This is a genomic window from uncultured Mailhella sp., assembly GCF_963931295.1.
Lineage (GTDB): Bacteria > Desulfobacterota > Desulfovibrionia > Desulfovibrionales > Desulfovibrionaceae > Mailhella.
Genome location: NZ_OZ007001.1, coordinates 1,217,906 through 1,235,119, shown reverse-complemented (window position 1 = coordinate 1,235,119; position 17,214 = coordinate 1,217,906). Strand labels below are relative to the sequence as shown.

At 57.7% G+C, this 17,214-nt stretch carries 17 protein-coding genes and 2 pseudogenes; 5 read left to right on the top strand and 14 right to left on the bottom strand.

Features of this window, described 5'->3' with window-relative positions:
* Positions 1–86: 86 nt before the first annotated feature.
* On the bottom strand, positions 87–851 hold the full coding sequence (locus ABGT79_RS05015; protein ID WP_346665271.1) for a TSUP family transporter: 765 nt from the start codon (positions 849–851) through the stop codon (positions 87–89).
* A 221-nt stretch (positions 852–1,072) separates the two neighbouring features.
* Between ABGT79_RS05015 and ABGT79_RS05010 the strand changes: the two genes are divergently transcribed.
* Positions 1,073–1,984 (top strand): AraC family transcriptional regulator, encoded by a 912-nt coding sequence (locus ABGT79_RS05010; RefSeq protein ID WP_346665270.1) that lies wholly within the window; start codon positions 1,073–1,075, stop codon positions 1,982–1,984.
* 495 nt (positions 1,985–2,479) lie between these two features.
* Here ABGT79_RS05010 and ABGT79_RS05005 read toward each other — a convergent pair whose 3' ends face one another.
* The 12 genes and pseudogenes from ABGT79_RS05005 to ABGT79_RS04950 form a co-directional block, all read right to left on the bottom strand.
* Positions 2,480–3,490, bottom strand: a complete 1,011-nt coding sequence (locus ABGT79_RS05005; RefSeq protein WP_346665269.1) for an NAD(P)H-dependent glycerol-3-phosphate dehydrogenase — start codon at positions 3,488–3,490, stop codon at positions 2,480–2,482.
* Positions 3,491–3,741: 251 nt separating this feature from the next.
* On the bottom strand, positions 3,742–4,734 hold the full coding sequence (gene epsC, locus ABGT79_RS05000) for a serine O-acetyltransferase EpsC (protein ID WP_346665268.1): 993 nt from the start codon (positions 4,732–4,734) through the stop codon (positions 3,742–3,744).
* 6 nt (positions 4,735–4,740) lie between these two features.
* Positions 4,741–5,664 carry a cysteine synthase A gene (cysK, locus tag ABGT79_RS04995; protein ID WP_346665267.1) on the bottom strand — a complete coding sequence of 308 codons (924 nt, stop codon included), beginning with the start codon at positions 5,662–5,664 and terminating at the stop codon, positions 4,741–4,743.
* A 7-nt stretch (positions 5,665–5,671) separates the two neighbouring features.
* Positions 5,672–5,968 carry a hypothetical protein gene (locus ABGT79_RS04990; RefSeq protein WP_346665266.1) on the bottom strand — a complete coding sequence of 99 codons (297 nt, stop codon included), beginning with the start codon at positions 5,966–5,968 and terminating at the stop codon, positions 5,672–5,674.
* A gap of 278 nt (positions 5,969–6,246) precedes the next feature.
* Positions 6,247–7,266, bottom strand: a complete 1,020-nt coding sequence (gene cydB / locus ABGT79_RS04985) for a cytochrome d ubiquinol oxidase subunit II (RefSeq protein WP_346665265.1) — start codon at positions 7,264–7,266, stop codon at positions 6,247–6,249.
* A gap of 1 nt (position 7,267) precedes the next feature.
* Positions 7,268–8,590, bottom strand: a complete 1,323-nt coding sequence (locus ABGT79_RS04980) for a cytochrome ubiquinol oxidase subunit I (protein ID WP_346665264.1) — start codon at positions 8,588–8,590, stop codon at positions 7,268–7,270.
* A 119-nt stretch (positions 8,591–8,709) separates the two neighbouring features.
* The gene (locus tag ABGT79_RS04975; protein WP_346665263.1) at positions 8,710–9,918 is read right to left on the bottom strand and encodes an MBL fold metallo-hydrolase; all 1,209 of its coding nucleotides are present in this window, start codon (positions 9,916–9,918) and stop codon (positions 8,710–8,712) included.
* Positions 9,919–9,995: 77 nt separating this feature from the next.
* Positions 9,996–10,154 (bottom strand): rubredoxin, encoded by a 159-nt coding sequence (gene rd, locus ABGT79_RS04970; RefSeq protein ID WP_294483841.1) that lies wholly within the window; start codon positions 10,152–10,154, stop codon positions 9,996–9,998.
* A gap of 23 nt (positions 10,155–10,177) precedes the next feature.
* Positions 10,178–10,363: an anaerobic ribonucleoside-triphosphate reductase gene (nrdD, locus tag ABGT79_RS04965; protein WP_294483839.1), complete on the bottom strand. Its 186-nt coding sequence runs from the start codon at positions 10,361–10,363 to the stop codon at positions 10,178–10,180.
* Between the two features lie 18 nt (positions 10,364–10,381).
* The gene (locus ABGT79_RS04960; RefSeq protein WP_346666655.1) at positions 10,382–10,549 is read right to left on the bottom strand and encodes a rubredoxin; all 168 of its coding nucleotides are present in this window, start codon (positions 10,547–10,549) and stop codon (positions 10,382–10,384) included.
* A gap of 45 nt (positions 10,550–10,594) precedes the next feature.
* Positions 10,595–10,744 (bottom strand): annotated as a pseudogene (gene rd, locus ABGT79_RS04955) (rubredoxin); the annotation flags it as partial.
* A gap of 6 nt (positions 10,745–10,750) precedes the next feature.
* On the bottom strand, positions 10,751–11,137 hold the full coding sequence (locus ABGT79_RS04950) for a desulfoferrodoxin (protein ID WP_294483837.1): 387 nt from the start codon (positions 11,135–11,137) through the stop codon (positions 10,751–10,753).
* A gap of 293 nt (positions 11,138–11,430) precedes the next feature.
* On the opposite strand from ABGT79_RS04950, the gene ABGT79_RS04945 reads away from it, so the two are divergent.
* From ABGT79_RS04945 to tnpA, 3 genes and pseudogenes are all read left to right on the top strand, one after another.
* The gene (locus ABGT79_RS04945; protein ID WP_294483834.1) at positions 11,431–12,033 is read left to right on the top strand and encodes an RlmE family RNA methyltransferase; all 603 of its coding nucleotides are present in this window, start codon (positions 11,431–11,433) and stop codon (positions 12,031–12,033) included.
* Between the two features lie 25 nt (positions 12,034–12,058).
* Positions 12,059–12,802, top strand: a complete 744-nt coding sequence (locus tag ABGT79_RS04940) for a YebC/PmpR family DNA-binding transcriptional regulator (RefSeq protein WP_346665262.1) — start codon at positions 12,059–12,061, stop codon at positions 12,800–12,802.
* Positions 12,803–13,025: 223 nt separating this feature from the next.
* Positions 13,026–13,464, top strand: a pseudogene (gene tnpA, locus ABGT79_RS04935) (IS200/IS605 family transposase).
* 1,329 nt (positions 13,465–14,793) lie between these two features.
* On the opposite strand, the gene ABGT79_RS04930 reads toward tnpA, so the two are convergent.
* Positions 14,794–16,170: a sodium:proton antiporter gene (locus tag ABGT79_RS04930; RefSeq protein WP_346666654.1), complete on the bottom strand. Its 1,377-nt coding sequence runs from the start codon at positions 16,168–16,170 to the stop codon at positions 14,794–14,796.
* A 199-nt stretch (positions 16,171–16,369) separates the two neighbouring features.
* On the opposite strand from ABGT79_RS04930, the gene thiD reads away from it, so the two are divergent.
* Positions 16,370–17,176, top strand: a complete 807-nt coding sequence (thiD, locus tag ABGT79_RS04925; protein WP_346665261.1) for a bifunctional hydroxymethylpyrimidine kinase/phosphomethylpyrimidine kinase — start codon at positions 16,370–16,372, stop codon at positions 17,174–17,176.
* The last annotated feature ends 38 nt before the right edge of the window (positions 17,177–17,214 follow it).

The following is a 17,214-nucleotide window of genomic DNA, read 5'->3' as shown; positions in this document are numbered from 1 at the left end:
CTCCTTTAGGTTGATAGGAAATATTCTTGTTAAGAGAATGCCATCATTCAGGAGCGGTGTCCAGAGGGATATTGCGGCCGGGGGCGTTACGCGATGAAGAAGCGGTAGATGAGCGAAGCGAGCAGGAGGCAGAGGGTGACGTAGAGGAAGTTTCTCACCATGCGGGTGCCGATGCGGATGGCCAGATGCGTGCCGAGCTGATTGCCGAGAATGTTGGCCACGGCGCAGGGAATGCCCAGAGAATACAGGGCCACGCCGCCGGAAGCGAACACGGCGAAGGCTCCGGCATTGGATGCGAGATTGAACACTTTGGCGGTGGCCGAGGCGCGCACGAGGCCCATGCGCAGCACGAGATGCTGCGCGATGATGAAGAAGCTGCCCGTGCCTGGTCCGAAGAATCCGTCATACGCGCCTATGAAAAATCCCATGAGGATGACGCGCAGCCAGAGATGCTTTTCCGGCAGTTCGCCTTCTTCGCTGACGAGTTTTCCCGAGAACAGGGAAATGACCATTCCCACGGGCAGCAGGAAGATGAGCAGCTTGCCGAGCATGGCGCTGTCTACGTGCATGGCGAGGCCGGAGCCGGCCATGCCGCCGACGAAGGCGGAAACGAAGCCTGCGGGCGCGATGCGCAGCACCACGAGATGATTGCGGGCGAAGGTCCACAGCGAGGTGAGGGAGCCGAGAGTGCTGGCGAACTTTCCGGTGCCGAGGGCGGTGTGCGGCGGCAGACCGCACAGAAGCATGGCCGGGGTGGAAATGAGTCCGCCGCCTCCGGCCACGGAATCCACAAATCCGGCGACAAAGAAGAACAGGCACAAAACAACGATGACGAGCAGGGAAAGTTCCATGATGAGAGCCTTATTGATGTTGCAGAGACATGTCCTTGTAGTCGAAAACGCGGCGTTTGTCGAAAATGGACTTTTCTGTGCCGCAATGAGAGAATCGGGCAAGAAAAAAGGGGAATCGTATCTAGGTGAGACGGCGGCGCGGGGGTAGTATGGCGGATATTCTTTCCGGAGAGCGCCGCGCGGAGTCTGGAAATGATGGTGCGCGCGGCATGGAGGTGCGTATGGGAGAATGGAAGCGAATCAACGACCGTCTCAAGGCGCTGGTGCTGCGTCACATGCCGGAGCCGGGCTACCGGCAGACGGAGATTCCCGGCTTGTCGTTGTCCCGGCGGCTGGCGCACGACGTGCTGGAAAACAGTCTGTATCATCCGTGCATCGGGGTCATGCTCCAGGGGCGGAAGAAATCGGTCATCGGCACGGAGGAATACGTGTACGGCGAAGGACAGTGTCTGGTGGTCGGCGTGGACGTGCCGAGCTCCTTCTACGTCATGGACGGCACGGAGGAAGCGCCGTTTCTGTGTCTTTCGCTGGAAGTGGACAAATTTCTGCTGGCGCGGCTGGCCGCCGAAGTGCCTCCGACTCCGGGATCGTGCGGAGAAGGCGGCATGAAGGGCGTGTCGGTGGCCGACGTGGACGTTTCCGTGCTCGACGCCTTTCTGCGTCTGGCGGAACTTCTGGACAAGCCCGAACAGATTGCCGTGCTCGCGCCCATGATCATACGGGAGATCTACTACCGCATGCTCATCGGCCCGCAGGGCGAGTTTCTGCGCCGTTTCCACACGCTGGGCTCGCAAAGCATGCAGATTGCGCAGGCCGTCACCTGGCTGCGGGACAATTATCGTTCGCCGCTGCAAGTGGAGGAGCTCGCCCGCCGCGTGAACATGGCGACGTCCACCTTCCATCGGCATTTCAAGGAAGTGACGAGTCTGAGTCCGCTGCAGTTTCACAAAAGGCTGCGTCTTTTTGAAGCGCAGCGGCTCATGCTTTCGGAACGGGTGGACGCGGCCAGCGCTGGACTGGCCGTGGGCTATGAGAGCCCCACACAGTTCAACAGGGAATACAAGCGTCTGTTCGGCGAGCCGCCGCACCGCAACATCACAAGACTGAAGAACGCCCGTTCGGGCCGGGAGTAGCGCGGACGCGTTTTGCGCTGGTTCCGGAGCCGCGCATGGCCTGCCGGGTCGCCCTTCCTTCTCCTGCGGAGCGTTTCTCCGGGGAAGGGCGGCCTTTTGCGTCCGCAGGGCAGCATTTACTTGGGAACGGGGAGCATAACGGAAGGCGTCGGCCTTCCGCGTCCGAGGGGCATCACCGTCTTGCGCAGATCTGGGCGGCCGTCAACGGCATGCTGCGTCACGGAGGGGGAGGGCATGTCGGATGCGGCTTTTCCCGAGCCGCCGCGCGTTTTTTTTGTCCTGTCGCGGAATGGTGCGTCGCCTGGGAGAGCGCAGGGTGACGCCGGATTCAGAAGGCAGTCTGCGCAAGAGCGCAGCCGCCCGGCGCGTGAAAGAAAAATCCCTGTTCAAAGAGCAGCCTGCCCGGAGCGCAGCGCCCGAGCGTCGGCGGGAGCGTTTTGCGGATGCTCAGGGAGGAATTTTCGAGGCTTCGGGGCAGCGGCCCGGGGCGCGCCGTCAGGCCAGCTCTTCCTTGAGGGGGCGTTCCATCAGTTCGCGCACGGCCGCCGCCGGATCGGCGTTTTCGTAGAGCACCCGGCACATGGCTTCGGTGACCGGCGCGGACACGTTCAGCTTTGTTGCCAGCGCGCGGGCGGCAGAGGCGGTTTTCACGCCTTCGGCCACCATGCCGAGCGAGGCGACGATGTCGTCGAGCTTTTCTCCCTTGCCGAGGCGGATGCCCACCTGACGGTTGCGGGAGAGTCCGCCCGTGCAGGTCAGCACAAGATCGCCGAGGCCGGAAAGGCCCATGAAGGTGAGGGGTCGGGCTCCCATGGCCGTGCCGAGTCGGGAGAGTTCCGCGAGCCCGCGCGTGATGAGCGCGGCGCGGGCGTTGGAGCCGAAGCCGAGCCCGTCGCCGATGCCTGCGGCAATGGCCATGACGTTCTTGAGCGCACCGCCCATTTCCACGCCCGTGACGTCGGAGCTGGAATAGCAGCGGAAAAAGGGCGTGGAAAAGATTTCCCGGAGTCGCGCGCCGAGGGCGTCGTTTTCGCAGCCGAGCACCACGGCCGTGGGCTGACCGTCCATGACTTCCGCCGCAAACGACGGGCCGGAAAGCACGGCGTAGCGGGGAGAGAGGGCGGAGAGTTCTTCCATGACCACGCGGCTCATGGTGAGGCAGGTGCCGTTTTCCAGCCCCTTGGAAGCGTTGACGATGACGCAGCGCTCGGCAATCACGGGCCGCATGGAGGCCAGCCAGGCCCGCTGATGCTGGCACGGCACGGCCAGCACGAGCAGATTGCAGCAGCGTATTGCGTCCGGCGACAGGGATGCCTTCACGCCGGGATGCAGCGCCTTGCCGGGCAGATAGCGCGGATTTTCGTGCCGTTCGTTGACGGCGCGCGCTGCGGCGGGGTCGCGGAGAACGATGGTGACGTCGTGTCCGGCCGAGGCCAGCACATGGGCGAGGGCCGTGCCCCAGCTTCCGCCGCCGGCCACGGCGACGTGAAGGATGTCTGCTGTCATGAAACTGCTCCTTTGCTTGCGGCAGTATGGCCCGAAAGTGTGACGGGAACATGACAGAATTTCAGGGGCCTGCCCGGAAAGGCGTGTTTTTTCGGCAGGAAGAGAGCGCGGAAAGGCGGAGAGCTCCTGCGGGACGCCCGGGAAACGAACACCCGTTTTTGAAGGCGGGGCGCTTGCCGCGCCTCATGCCTTGACCGTACCCCCGCATTAACCGATCGAGGGGCCCGGCTTTTGCCGGACCCCTCGCGTTGTCAGTCGTGCTTCTTTTCTTCGGAAGCGTGAGGTTTTTCGCACTTGCCCGTGAGGCTTTCTCCGGGCTTGGCCTTGGGGCCGCTCTGCACGATGCGGCTGCCTTCGGGCACGCTGTGGGTGAGCCACACGTTGCCTCCGATGACCGAGCCCTTGCCTATGGTGATGCGGCCGAGAATGGAGGCTCCGGCATACACGGTGACGTTGTCTTCGAGAATGGGGTGGCGGGGAATGCCCTTGACGAGCGTGCCGTCCGCGTTTTTGGAGAAGGAAAGCGCGCCGAGCGTCACGCCCTGATAGAGGCGGCAGCCCTTGCCGATGATGCAGGTTTCGCCGATGACCACGCCGGTGCCGTGATCGATGAAGAAGTTTTCGCCGATCTGCGCGCCGGGATGAATGTCGATGCCCGTGCGGGAATGGGCCATTTCTCCGATGATGCGGGGAATGATGGGCACGTTCAGCTTATAGAGTTCGTGGGCGATGCGGTGATGGATCATGGTGAGCATGGAGGGGTAGCAGAACACCGTTTCGCCGGGGCTCGTGGCGGCGGGATCGCCTTCGTAGGCGGCGCGGGCGTCCTGGGCCAGCATGTCGCGGATGGCGGGAATGCGCTGCATGAACTTCATGGCCATTTCCTTGGAAGCCACGTCGCAGCCGCGGCAGTCGTTCACATAGTCGGCGCAGGCGAAGCAGCCGCCTCTGCGGATCTGTTCGCTGAGCAGGCGGAAGATGGAATCGAGATTGGCGGCGATGTGGTAGCGCAGGGATTCCCTGTGCACGTGGGAAGGGCCGAAGTAGCCGGGGAAGAGCACGGCCTTGAGGCGCTCCATCAATTCCTTGAGCACCTCCTGGGAGGGCAGGGGCGTGGAGCAGTCTTTGGCATTGAGCACGGTGGCAAGCGATTCCGGACGGCAGAGCGCTTCGGTCACTTCATCGAGTTCGCGCATGCGGGAGAGGGCCAGTTCCATGTCTGGAGCGGGATGGCAGGGGGTCATGAACGCTTATTCCTTGGAAAAGAGAGGAGTGGAGAGATACCGTTCCCCGGTGTCGGGGGCGACGGTGACAATATGTTTTCCCGCAAATTCGGGAAGCTGTGCCAGATTCATGGCGGCGCGCACGTTGGCGCCCGAGGTGATGCCGCAGCTCATGGATTCGCGGGCCATGAGCATGCGGGCCGTTTCCATGGCGTCTTCGGTGCTCACCGTGAGAATGCCGTCCGCGAGAGAGCGGTCGAACACTTCGGGCACGAAGTTCGCGCCGATGCCCTGAATGCCGTGCGGACCGCTGCGGCCTTCGGAGAGCACCGGCGATTCCGCGGGTTCCACGGCAAAGCAGCGGATGGAGGGATTGGCTTCCTTGAGCCGGAGGCTGACGCCCATGAGCGTGGCGCCCGAACCGATGCCGGCCACGAAGGCCTGCGGCACGAAGCCTTCCTTGCGGCAGTCTTCCAGAATTTCCACGCCGGTGGTGGAGTAGTGAACGCGCGGCCCCACGGGATTGCTGAACTGGTTGGGACGGTAGGCTCCGGGAATGGAGGCGAGCAGTTCCTCCACCTTGTTCTGCGCGCCCTGCATGCCTTCTTCGGCCGGGGTGAGCACGACTTCCGCGCCCATGGCGCGGAGCAGGGCGATGCGTTCCCTGCTCGCCGAGGCGGGCATGGTGAGGATGAGACGCAGATTCATTTTGCCGCACACCACGGCAAGGCCGATGCCGAGGTTGCCGCTGGTGGCTTCCACCACGGTGCCGCCGGGAGCCAGCGCGCCTTCGCGGATGGCGGCGCGCACGTAGCCGAGCGCGGCTCTGTCCTTGATGGAGCCGCCGGGGTTGCGGGCTTCGTATTTGACGAAGATTTTAGCCGGAAGTTCTGCGGACACGCGGTTCAGATAGATGAGCGGCGTGTGCCCGATGGTATCGAGAATATTCATAGACGCCTCACGAATGATCTGGGAGGGAGGGAATGTCGTCCTTGGTGAACATGCGCCAGAGAACGGAGGTTTCGCCGTCGTGTTCGCGCTTTTCGGGCGTGACGTGGAGTATGGGCTCGTTTTTCCACAGGTACGTCATGCTGTTGTCCGGCGCGATGTGACAGGTCATGTTGGCGGCGATTTCCTCGGGCTTCAGCTTGCGGGGGTTCACGCCCATTTCCTCAAGCTGTTCCCGGAGAAGCTCTTCCACGCGGGCGGCGACCTGAAGGTTGGGTTTGGGCGCGTCTTCACTGGGTGCTGACATGGTGTCCTCGCTTTTGGTGATGTGGCCGCTTGGGCCTGTTACTTACGATAACCTTTTGTCTTGTCTTGGCAAGGCCGGAAAGGGGCGACGGAATAAAAATTCCTACCTTTCCGCTATGTTTTCTTCGGTCGAGTCGGAAAGCGGATCTTTTTTGTTCTGCGCCTGTGCCGAAGGACGCCGGAAAGTCCGTCTGTTCGGAGCAGGACGTTTCCGGGTAAGAAAAGGGCCGGCGCGCAGATTGCACGTCGGCCCCGAAACAGCGGAAGAACGTCTTTCCGTTAGTAGGAATGTTCGTCCTTGAGCACTTCCTTGGTCACCTTGTGGGCGAAGGTCCAGTACACCCAGGCCTGGTAGAGGAGCACCACGGGCACGGCGCAGAGCGTGACGGTGAGCATGATCTTCAGGGTGAGGGGGCTGGAGGCGGCGTTGAACACGGTGATGCTGTAGGCCGGATCAATGCTGGAAAGAATGATGCCGGGATACATGCCGAACACGCCGAAGAAGGTCAGGCCGAGAATGAACAGGGCGCTGCACAGCCAGGCGACGAGGGTGCAGTTGTTGAGGGCGAGGCGGCTGCCCACGAGGCCGATGACGGCCAGGGCGAGGGCCGCGTAGGCGGCGGGATGCTGCGCAAGGCGGGTGAAGCTTTCGGTGAAGTGGCCGGTGAGGGCCAGGAAGAGCAGCACCAGGGCGAGCAGAACGGGCCAGAGCACGCGGGCGGCCTTGAGGGCCTTCGCCTGGAGATTGCCTTCGGACTTGAGTTCCAGCCAGAGCGCGCCGTGATAGCAGAACATCACCACGAAGAGCACGCCGCCGGCCAGGCCGTAGGGATTGAGGAGCTTCAGGATGTTGCCGTGGTACACGCCGTTTTCGTCGATGGGGATGCCCATGAACAGGTTGGCGAAGGCCACGCCGAGCAGAAGCGCGGGCAGGAAGCTGCCGAGGGTCATGCACACATCCCAGCTGAAGATCCAGGTGCAGGAATCGCCCTTGCCGCGGAATTCAAAGGCCACGGCGCGGAAGATGAGGCAGAACAGCAGGATGAGCAGGGGAGCGTAGAGCGCGCTGAACATGACGGCGTAGGCGTTGGGGAAGGCGGCGAAGGTCACGCCGCCGGCGGTGATGAGCCACACTTCGTTGCCGTCCCAGTAGGGGCCCTGCGCGTTGTAGATGACGCGGCGCTCATGATCGTTGGAGGCCACGAAGGGCATGAGGGTGCCCATGCCGAGGTCGAAGCCGTCGAGAATGAAGTACACGGCCCACAAAAGCGTCCAGAGGAAGAACCAGATCGTTTCCATGTTACGCCTCCTCAGCGGCTTTGACAGGTTCGGGACCCTTGCGGGAGTTGGAATACAGCAGCCAGATGTCGATGAGACCGAGCAGCGTGTAGATCACAAGGAAGGCGATGACGGAAATGAGCACGGAACTCGTGGGCACGGGGGACACGGCGTCCGAGGTGCGCATGAGATTGTACACGATCCAGGGCTGACGGCCCACTTCGGCCACGGTCCAGCCGAGCATGATGGTGATGTAGGGCAGCGGAATCATCCAGGGCAGAATTTTGGCAAGGCGCGTGTCGGCGGCCAGATCCTTGCGCCGCCACCAGGCCCAGGCGGCCACGAGAATGAACAGGCAGCCGAGGCCCACCATGATGCGGAACGACAGGAAGGTGGGCAGCACCGGCGGAATGTCTTCCTTGGCAATGTCGCTGAGGCCCTTGACTTCGGCGTTCACGTCGTTGAAGGCGATGAAGCTCATGAGGCCGGGAATGGGCAGCGCTTCAACAAGGTTGCGGCCGTTTTCCTGATCGGGCCAGGCAATGAGGTACATGGGAGCTCTGGTCTGGGTGGTCCAGTGGGATTCCATGGCGGCCATCTTGGCGGGCTGATATTCGGCTACGTTCATGCCCTGCTGATGGCCGGCGAGGCCGACGAGCAGAGCCATGACGAGCGTGAAGGGAGCGGCCACGCGCACGGCCTTGGTGAACAGGGAGGTTTCATTCTTGCGGGCGAGATGCCATGCGGCTACGCCGAGCACGAAGAAGCCGCCGAGCATCCAGGCGGAGGAAACGGTGTGGAAATATTCGCCCCAGGCGTAGGGATTGGTGACCACGGCAAGAAAGTCGTCGAGTTCCGCGCGGCCGTTGCGGATGACGTAGCCCACGGGATGCTGCATGAAGCCGTTGGCGAGAATGATCCACAGGGCGGAAATGTTGCCGGCGATGGCGACCATCCAGATGGCGAAGCAGTGAACCTTCTTGCTCACGCGTTCCCAGCCGAAGGTCCACACGGCCACGAAGGTGGATTCGAGGAAGAAGGCCACCGTGGCTTCAATGGCCAGCAGAGAGCCGAAGATGTCGCCCACGTAGGCGGAGTAGCGGGACCAGTTGGTGCCGAACTGGAACTCAAGCGTGATGCCCGTGACCACGCCCAGAACAAAGTTGATGAGGAAGAGTTTGCCCCAGAATTTGACCATTCTCTTGTAGTCTTCGTCTCCGGTGCGCACGTACAGGGTTTCCATGATGGCGAGCAGCACGGAAAGGCCCAGGGTGAGCGGCACGAAGATGAAGTGGAAGAACACGGTCATGGCGAACTGAAGGCGGGAGAGGAGGATAAGATCCATGATTTGCTCCTTGGTGCTCGTCGGCGACGTAGGAAGGACGAGTCTCTGCCGTAATCGGCCATGTCGCCCGAACGCTTCCGCGAGAACGGAAGCGCCCGGGCGATTAAGGTTTCAGGCGGTTAGTCCCCGCACTTTTCCTTGAGGGCGCGGGCCACGGCGACGCCGAGTTCGCGGCTCTTCTCAAGATCTTCCTTCTTGGGGTTGAAATAGCACTTGAGCGGTTCGCCCACGAGTTCGACCTTCATGTCGGCAAGGGCGTCGGCCATCATCTTGGGAGCTTCGCCGGACCAGCCGTAGGTGCCGAAGGTGGCGCCCACGAGGTTCTGCGGACGCAGGCCCTTCACATGGGCGAGGCAGGCCATCATGTTCACCATGGGCATGTTGTTGCGCGTGGCGGAACCGAGAATGAGCGCGCCGCTGTCGGCAAGTTCGGTCATCACGTCGCTGCAGTGGCAGGTCTGCAGGTTGATGAGCACGTAGGGCACGTTTTCCTGTTCCAGACCGTCGGCCACGGCTTCAGCCATCTTGGCGGTGCCGTTCCACATGCTTTCGTAGGCGATGACGGCGCGCTTCTTGGGCTTCTGCTGGGCAAATTCGAGGTAGGAGTCGATGACGAACTTCACGTCTTCGGGCGTGCGGTAGATGAGACCGTGATCGGGAGCGATGATGTCGAACTGCAGACCGAGATCGGTGACGCGTTTCAGGGTCTTGAGCACCTGGGGCGAGTAGGGCAGCACGATGTTGTAGTAGTAGCGCTTCATGGATTCATGAAGCTGGTGGCGGTCGCATTCGTCGGCGAAGCGGTAGGAGCTCGCGATGTTCTGACCGAAGGCGTCGTTGCTGAAGAGCACCTTGTCTTCTTCGAGGTAGGACACCATGCTGTCGGGCCAGTGCAGCATGCGGGTTTCGAGGAAGGTGACGTTGCGCTTGCCGATGTTCAGGCGCTGGCCGTCCTTGACCACTTCGATGGGCCACCCTTCGGTATTATAAATATTGGTCATGGACTTGTAGCCCATGGCCGAGCAGAAGATCTTTTCGGGCTTGCAGAGCTTCACGATGCGGGGAAGCGCGCCGGAGTGATCCTGTTCAAGGTGGTTGCACACGATGTAGTCGATGCTCTCGGGATCCGTGATTTCGGCAATGTGCTTGGCCAGGGTTTCAAATTCGTGAGCGTTCACGGTGTCGAAGAGCACCTTCTTTTCGTCGCACACGAGATAGGCGTTGTAGGTGCTGCCCTCGGGGGAGCGGCTGTAGTGATGGAAGTTGCGGATGTCGAAATCGACGGCGCCGACCCAGTAAATATCCTTTTTCAGTTCAACAGGTCTCATGATTTCCTCGGCGGGGTAAAACAAAAAAAGCGGGAAGCCTTCCGAAGAAGGCTGCCCGCGGACAATCTTGTCAGCAATTACGCGGCTTCAAAGTCGGCCTTGGAAGCGCCGCAGACGGGGCAGACCCAGTCTTCGGGGATGTCTTCAAAGGCGGTGCCGGGAGCGATGCCGGAATCGGGATCGCCCTTGGCGGGATCGTATTCGTAACCGCAGACGTTGCAGATGTACTTTTCCATCGGTGTGTCTCCTTGAGAGCGGCTCAGCGCCAGTTTTCCATGTTGCAGTGTTTGACCCTGTCGTGTTCTTCCGCGCGCTTGCCGTCGTTGAAGCGGTCGAGCGTGCCGACCAGATAGCCGGTGATGCGGCGTATGCGTTCAAACCTGACGCCGGCGCCGAGCATGGTCTGCTCCGCGCAGGCGCTCGCGGAAGTTTTGCAGTGAACCATAATGCTTCTCTTTGCCCGCTAGGCGAGCTTTTTGAACATTTTCTTGCTTGCGCCGCAGACGGGGCAGTGCCAGTCGTCGGGCAGGTCTTCAAACGGGGTTCCGGCGGGAATCTTGCCCTTGCGGTCGCCCTTTTCGGGGCGGTAGATGTAGCCGCAGTTGCCTACCTGGCACTGCCACATGGACATGTCCTTCTCGCCCTTTTCGGCCTTGGGCTCTTCGCCTTCCACGGCCTCGAAGTCGGCCTTGGAAGCGCCGCAGACGGGGCAGACCCAGTCTTCGGGGATGTCTTCAAAGGCGGTGCCGGGAGCGATGCCGGAATCGGGATCGCCCTTGGCGGGATCGTATTCGTAGCCGCAGACGTTGCAGATGTACTTCTTCATGGTCGATCAGCCCTGATATTCGGCCTTCCAGAGGCCGTGCTTGTTGCAGAATTCGCGGGCGGTGACCTTGTCGGCCTTCACGCAGAATTCGGCTTCGGGAGCGTCGCCGGGGTTCAGGAAGGCAATGTGGGAAACGCCGTCGGCCAGAAGTTCGATCCATTCGATGTAGTGATCTTCGGCCATGGGATGCGCGGCAGAACCGACCTTCACCTTGTAGCCGTTTTCGGTCTTTTCAATGACGGGGACGTGCTTTTCGCTGGCGCCGTCGGTAGAGCCTTCGCGCAGAAGCTTCATGGGTTCGCCGCAGCAGATGAGGGGGGCAGCGCCGCCATGCAGCACTTCAACAATATTTCCACAATGTTTGCACTGGTATACTTCATATCTTGCAGGCATGACTCATTCTCCTGGTAGAAGATGGTTGGCTTGCGCGAAATGTTTTTCGCGGCATCAAATAAACAATAATTATTCTCGATAAGAAGTCAAGTCCAAATTTTGCGTGCGGCCCGGGCGGGGCGACTCGCCGGCCGTTTCCATGAGTCTGAAATCCGTCTTGTCCTGCCGGGAAAAGCCCCGTCAAGAGACTGGAAAAGAAAAAAGGTTTGTGATACAAGATTTCCCGCAAAAAATTTCCGCCCGGAATTTACTTGGCGACCGCCAGGAAATACGGTACACAGTCCCGAGCAGCCATGAAAGTATATCGCGATTATTATTTTCTTAAGGCCAAAGAGGAACATTACCCTGCCCGCTCCGTTTACAAGCTCAAGGAGATGGACAGGGCTTTCCGCCTTTTCAGGCCCGGCATGAAGGTGCTCGATCTCGGCGCGGCTCCCGGTTCGTGGTCTCTGTACGCCGCGGAGCGCGTGGGTCAGAAAGGTCTCGTGCTTTCCTGCGATCTGCAGAGCACCGATACGACCTTTCCCCCGAACGTGACCTTCCTGCAGGAAAACGTTTTTGAACGCACGCCCGAGTTCGAGGCTCTTCTCGAAGAAAAGGGGCCGTTCGACATGGTCATCAGCGATATGGCCCCGCGCACAACGGGAACGAAGTTCACCGATCAGGCCCGTTCTCTGGAGCTGTGTCTGGAAGCCGTGGAGGTGGCCGACCGCTATCTGAAGCCGGGCGGCGGCTTCATCGCCAAGATATTCATGGGGCCGGATTTTCAGGAACTGGCAAAGGCGCTCCGCGCGCGCTTTGCCACGGTAAAAACATTCAAACCCAAGAGCTCCCGCGCCGAAAGCAAGGAAATTTTTGAAGTCGGCATGGGGTTCAAGGGCCCTGTTCAGGGATAAACATTTTTCTGTTTCGGAGGCTTACATGTCGGGACATAACAAATGGGCAAACATCAGACTTCGCAAGGGTGCTCAGGACGCCAAGCGAGGCAAGGCATTCACCAAGGCCGCCAAGGAAATCATCATCGCCGCCAAGAGCGGTGGGGACCCTGCCGGCAATGCCCGTCTGCGTTCCGCCATCGCCGCCGCCAAGGCCGTGAACCTGCCCAAGGACAAGATTGAAGCCGCCATCCGCAAGGGCACCGGTCAGGACGCGGGCGGCGACATCACCGAAATCATGTACGAAGGCTACGGCGCGGGCGGCGTGGCCATCATTGTGGAAACTGCCACCGACAACAAGAACCGCACCGTGGCCGAAGTGCGTCACGTGTTCACGAAGTACGGCGGAGCCATGGGCGAAAGCGGTTCCGTGGCGTTCCAGTTCGATCACCTGGGTGTGATCACCCTGGACAAGGAAAAGTATCCGGATGAAGAGACCGTGATGAACATGGTGCTCGAAGCCGGCGCCGACGACGTGCAGGACAACGACGACACCTGGGAAGTGCGCACCGCCATGGCTGATTTCAACACCGTTCGCGAAACCCTGGAAGGTCAGGGCGTGGAAATGATGGAAGCGCAGCTTGCCATGGTTCCCCGCGTGCTGGTTCCCGTGGACGCCGACACCGCGCAGAAGCTCATGCGCATCACCGACGCGCTGGAAGAGCTCGACGACGTGCAGAACGTGTACACCAACGCCGACTTCCCTGAAGACTTCGATCCCGAAGCGTAAGGCGCGCATCCGCGAGTTTTGGGCGTGAGCCCGGGCCCTCTTTCCTTTTCGGAAAGGGGGCTTTTTTGGTTAAAAGAAAAACAGCTGGGGTGGGGGCCGAAAACTTATAGTTATGCGTAAGTTATAACTACTCCTTTTGATTTGCTAAGAAAGGGGTGTGGTCTGGCAACTGCGCTCATAAGCAAATCAAAAGGAGGTCACAAAGGGTGAGGCAAAGAAGTTAGTGCATACGAAATGGAACTTCAAATATCACGTGGCGTTGCACCAAAATATCGCCGACAGTTTTTTCATGGTGAGAGGAAAAGGGCCATAGGAGAAATATTACGGAAATCATGTGCGCGGAAGAGCGTGAGCATAGTAGAAGAGGAATGTTGTCCCGACCATATCCATTATGTTGCTTGAGATGCCGCCCAAGATGAGGTATCGGCGTTCATTGGATATTTGAAGGAAAGAGCAGCCAGATGATATATAAGCAGTTCGGTAAGCTGAATTCAAATATCGCAATCGGGAGTTCTGGTGCCGAGGTTACTATGTCGACACAGTGGTAAGAACACGACAAAGATAACTGAATACATCAGGCATCAGCTGGTGAGGATAAACTCGGAGAACGGTTGAGCATCCCGTATACCGGAAGCCGGCTTGCGGACCGCCGGCAACAGTGATGCAGATGTCCAGTATATGATCTTGCCGGGCGCGGCTGGTAGAAGTCTTATAGGTCCATATGGGAGCTCTGTGTGATCTTTAAGCAGATAAGAAAATAAAAAATATAATATGTATATCGCTTATAAGCAATGATAAATTTATATAAAATATAAAATGTTATTACTATGAATTATAAAAATAATTTTACAATTAGTATATATTGAATAATTTTTTTTGTTTAAAATATTTCAAAAGCCATGAAAAATTAATATTTTATAATATAATCCATTATTTTATTAATAAACTTAATATTACATAATAATTTTTTAGCCAATATATTTAATACGATAATAGATAATGATATAAATATGACAAGTATTACATAAAGAATTAAATATTTATTAAAAAGTGATTTAATATTTGATGACATCAGTTGTATAATGATCATATGAAATAAATACATAATAAGAGGTATATTATTTATAATATATGATTTGTATCTTAATTTTATATTATATAGATGCATAATTCCAATAAAAGATATAGGATATATCAAAAAATCATATATTGGAGTTACAGGATGTGTCATTATATATAATAGTAATAATATAAACAAAATACTTATTAATATTGATCGTTTCTGAGAAATATTTATATTTATAACGCCTAGTAAAATTCCTATGCCAAATGCTATGAACCCTCTCAGCATGCCAAATGACATGCCAAATATGAATAACTCATTAGTAAAATTGAGACCGTGTACTGGACTCTGGTGGTATAATATACCTATACATAAAAATATAATAATTCCAGTAATAAAAACGGAAAGTTGTTTACTTAGTAAATAAAAAAGTCCTAAATATAATATATATACATATATATACACACCGATAAACCACCAAGAACCGCATCCCCAAGGCGAAGAAATGCCGATTTGTGGCCATAAAAGAAGAGCATTTAATATAGTATGTAATGAAAAATGTTTATATATAAATATAATATAACATATGCATGCCAGTATATACCAATAATACAATGGTTTTATTCTTTTAGTAAAATATAAAATAAAATTGTTTTGCTTTATAGAATTAAAATCTTTTTGGGAAAAGAAAAAACCAGATAATATGAAAAATATCTCTACAGCAAGGTATCCCTGTGGGATAAAATGCCAATCAAAATGTAAAATGCAAACAATGCAGGCAAGAAAAGTACGTAATAAATCAATGGATAATAGTCTATATGAGTTAGATGTGATACCTATTGTCAAAAATTTCCTTAATAGGTCTTTATGTACCAAAGGGGCCGCGCCCGGAATGGACGCGGCCCCTTTGACGAGGTTCAGACGGAGATTACATGAAGAACAGGAAGGTGATGAGGGCGAAGAGCGGGCAGAGAATGCCGACGGACCAGGCCATGTAGCCGAAGAAGCTGGGCATCTTGACGCCCTGTTCTTCGGAGATGGCCTTCACCATGAAGTTCGGCGCGTTGCCGATGTAGGTGTTGGCGCCCATGAACACCGCGCCGGCGGAAATGGCAGCCAGCACTTCGCCGTCGGTCATGAGCTGCGCGGCGTTGCCGCCTGCGGTGTTGAAGAACACGAGGTAGGTGGGAGCGTTGTCCAGGAAGGAGGACAGCAGACCGGTCATCCAGAAGAACATGGATGTCACGTGATGACCTTCGGCGTCGGTGGTGAGGTTCACCACGGCGGCGAGAGCGCCGTCGGAGCCGGCCTTCAGGATGGCGATGGCGGGAATCATGCTGAGGAAGATGCCGATGAACAGCTTGGCGACTTCTTCAATGGGGGCCCAGGTGAAGTTGTTGCGGGTGCGGCAGCCCATGTCGGTAGCCTTCCAGGAAGCCACGGCGATCACGATGTACATGATGTCGCGCACGACGTTCTGCAGTTCCATGGGAACGCCGAAGATGTGGAAGGTGGGACCGGTCCACTGACCGGAGATGAGGGTGTTGGCCACGATGCAGGCGAGGAACACGAAGTTGATGCAGCCTTCAAAGCCGAGCTTTTCCTTGGAACCGGCGGCGTCGGCGGGAACGGGGCTGCCTTCCTTCTTGAAGAGCACGGTGTCGATGACGAAGTAGAGGGCGAGCAGGATGACGGAGATCAGCAGCGTCTTCATAAAGAGATGCACGGTGGTCCAGAAGAAGCTCACGCCCTTGAGGAAGCCGAGGAACAGCGGCGGATCGCCCAGAGGAGTGAGGGAGCCGCCGATGTTGGCCACGAGGAAGATGAAGAACACGACCTGATGCACGCGGTATTTGCGGTGGGCGTTGGCGCGCAGCAGCGGACGGATGAGAAGCATGGCGGCGCCGGTGGTGCCCATCCAGCTGGCGAGGATGGTGCCCACGGCCAGGATGGCGGTGTTCACGATGGGAGTGCCCACGAGGGTGCCCTTGAGGCGGATGCCGCCGGCCACGGTGAAGAGGGCGAGCAGCAGCAGAATGAAGGGCACGTACTCAAGCAGGATGCTTTCGGCGGCGATGAAGAAGGCGTTGCCGAAGCCGAAGACGAGCGCGCAGGGAACGAGGAAGGCCAGTCCCCAGAAGAGGGCCACCTTGCCGAAATGATGCTCCCAGAAATGAGGAACCACCAGGGGGCAGATGGCTATGGAAAGCAGCATGCAGACAAAGGGCACAACCCACATGATGGAAAGATCATTGGGCAGCTGGAAATGACCTTCGGCGAGGCATATGCTCGGCACAAGCAGCATCGCCAGAAGGAGGGCCGAAATGAATTTGAAACGGTGCATCCACGGACTCCTTTCGGGAAAAAATAGAATTAGGTTTTCTTGTACCTAAAAAAACGCGTTCCATCAAGAACTTTAGGGGTTCGGCGGCGGGAGAAACTTGACGGTGCAAGGCTTTTGTGTGCATCTCAGGAAGAAAAGTGCAGGAAAAAAGGAGCGTTTCATGCAGAAGATACCGAATGTTCTGACCATTGCGGGGTCCGATTCCGGCGGCGGAGCCGGCATACAGGCCGATCTGAAGACCATGACCATGATGCGGACGTTCGGCATGAGCGTGATTACGGCGCTCACCGCGCAGAACGGCCTTGGGGTGACGGGCATTCATGCGCCGGAACCCGAGTTTGTGGCGCTTCAGCTCAACACCGTGCTGGAGGGCTTTCCCGTGAACGCGGCCAAGACGGGGATGATGTTCAATTCCGGCATCATCAACGCGGTGGCCGACATTCTGGACGCGCAGACCTTTCCGCTGGTGGTGGATCCCGTGTGCGTAAGTACGAGCGGTCACAAGCTCATGGAAGATGAGGGCATAGCTACGCTGCGCGAGCGACTCATGCCGCGAGCGGATCTCTTTACGCCCAACCGTCCAGAGGCCGAACTCTTTTCCTGCATGACGATAAAAACCGAGGACGACATCATTGAGGCGGGCGAGCGGCTTTTGAAGAGCGGCGCACGGGCCGTGCTCATGAAGGGCGGTCACTGCGAGGGCAATCCTGTTTTCGTGACCGACTGGCTGCTGGAAAAGGGGTGCGAGCCCGTGGCCCTTCGTCAGCCGCATGTGGACACGCAGAACAGTCACGGCACGGGCTGCACGCTTTCCGCAGGCATTGCCGCGCAGCTCGCACTCGGCATGCCGCTGCGAGTGGCGGTCACAAAGGCGCAGGAGTTTCTGAATCTGGCGCTTCGTCACAGCTTTGCGCCGGGCAAGGGGCACGGCCCCTGCAATCACATGGCCGCTCTCATGCAGCGCTGATCTGCGGCCGCAGGCTCGGCCCTGATGTTGCGCCGTGA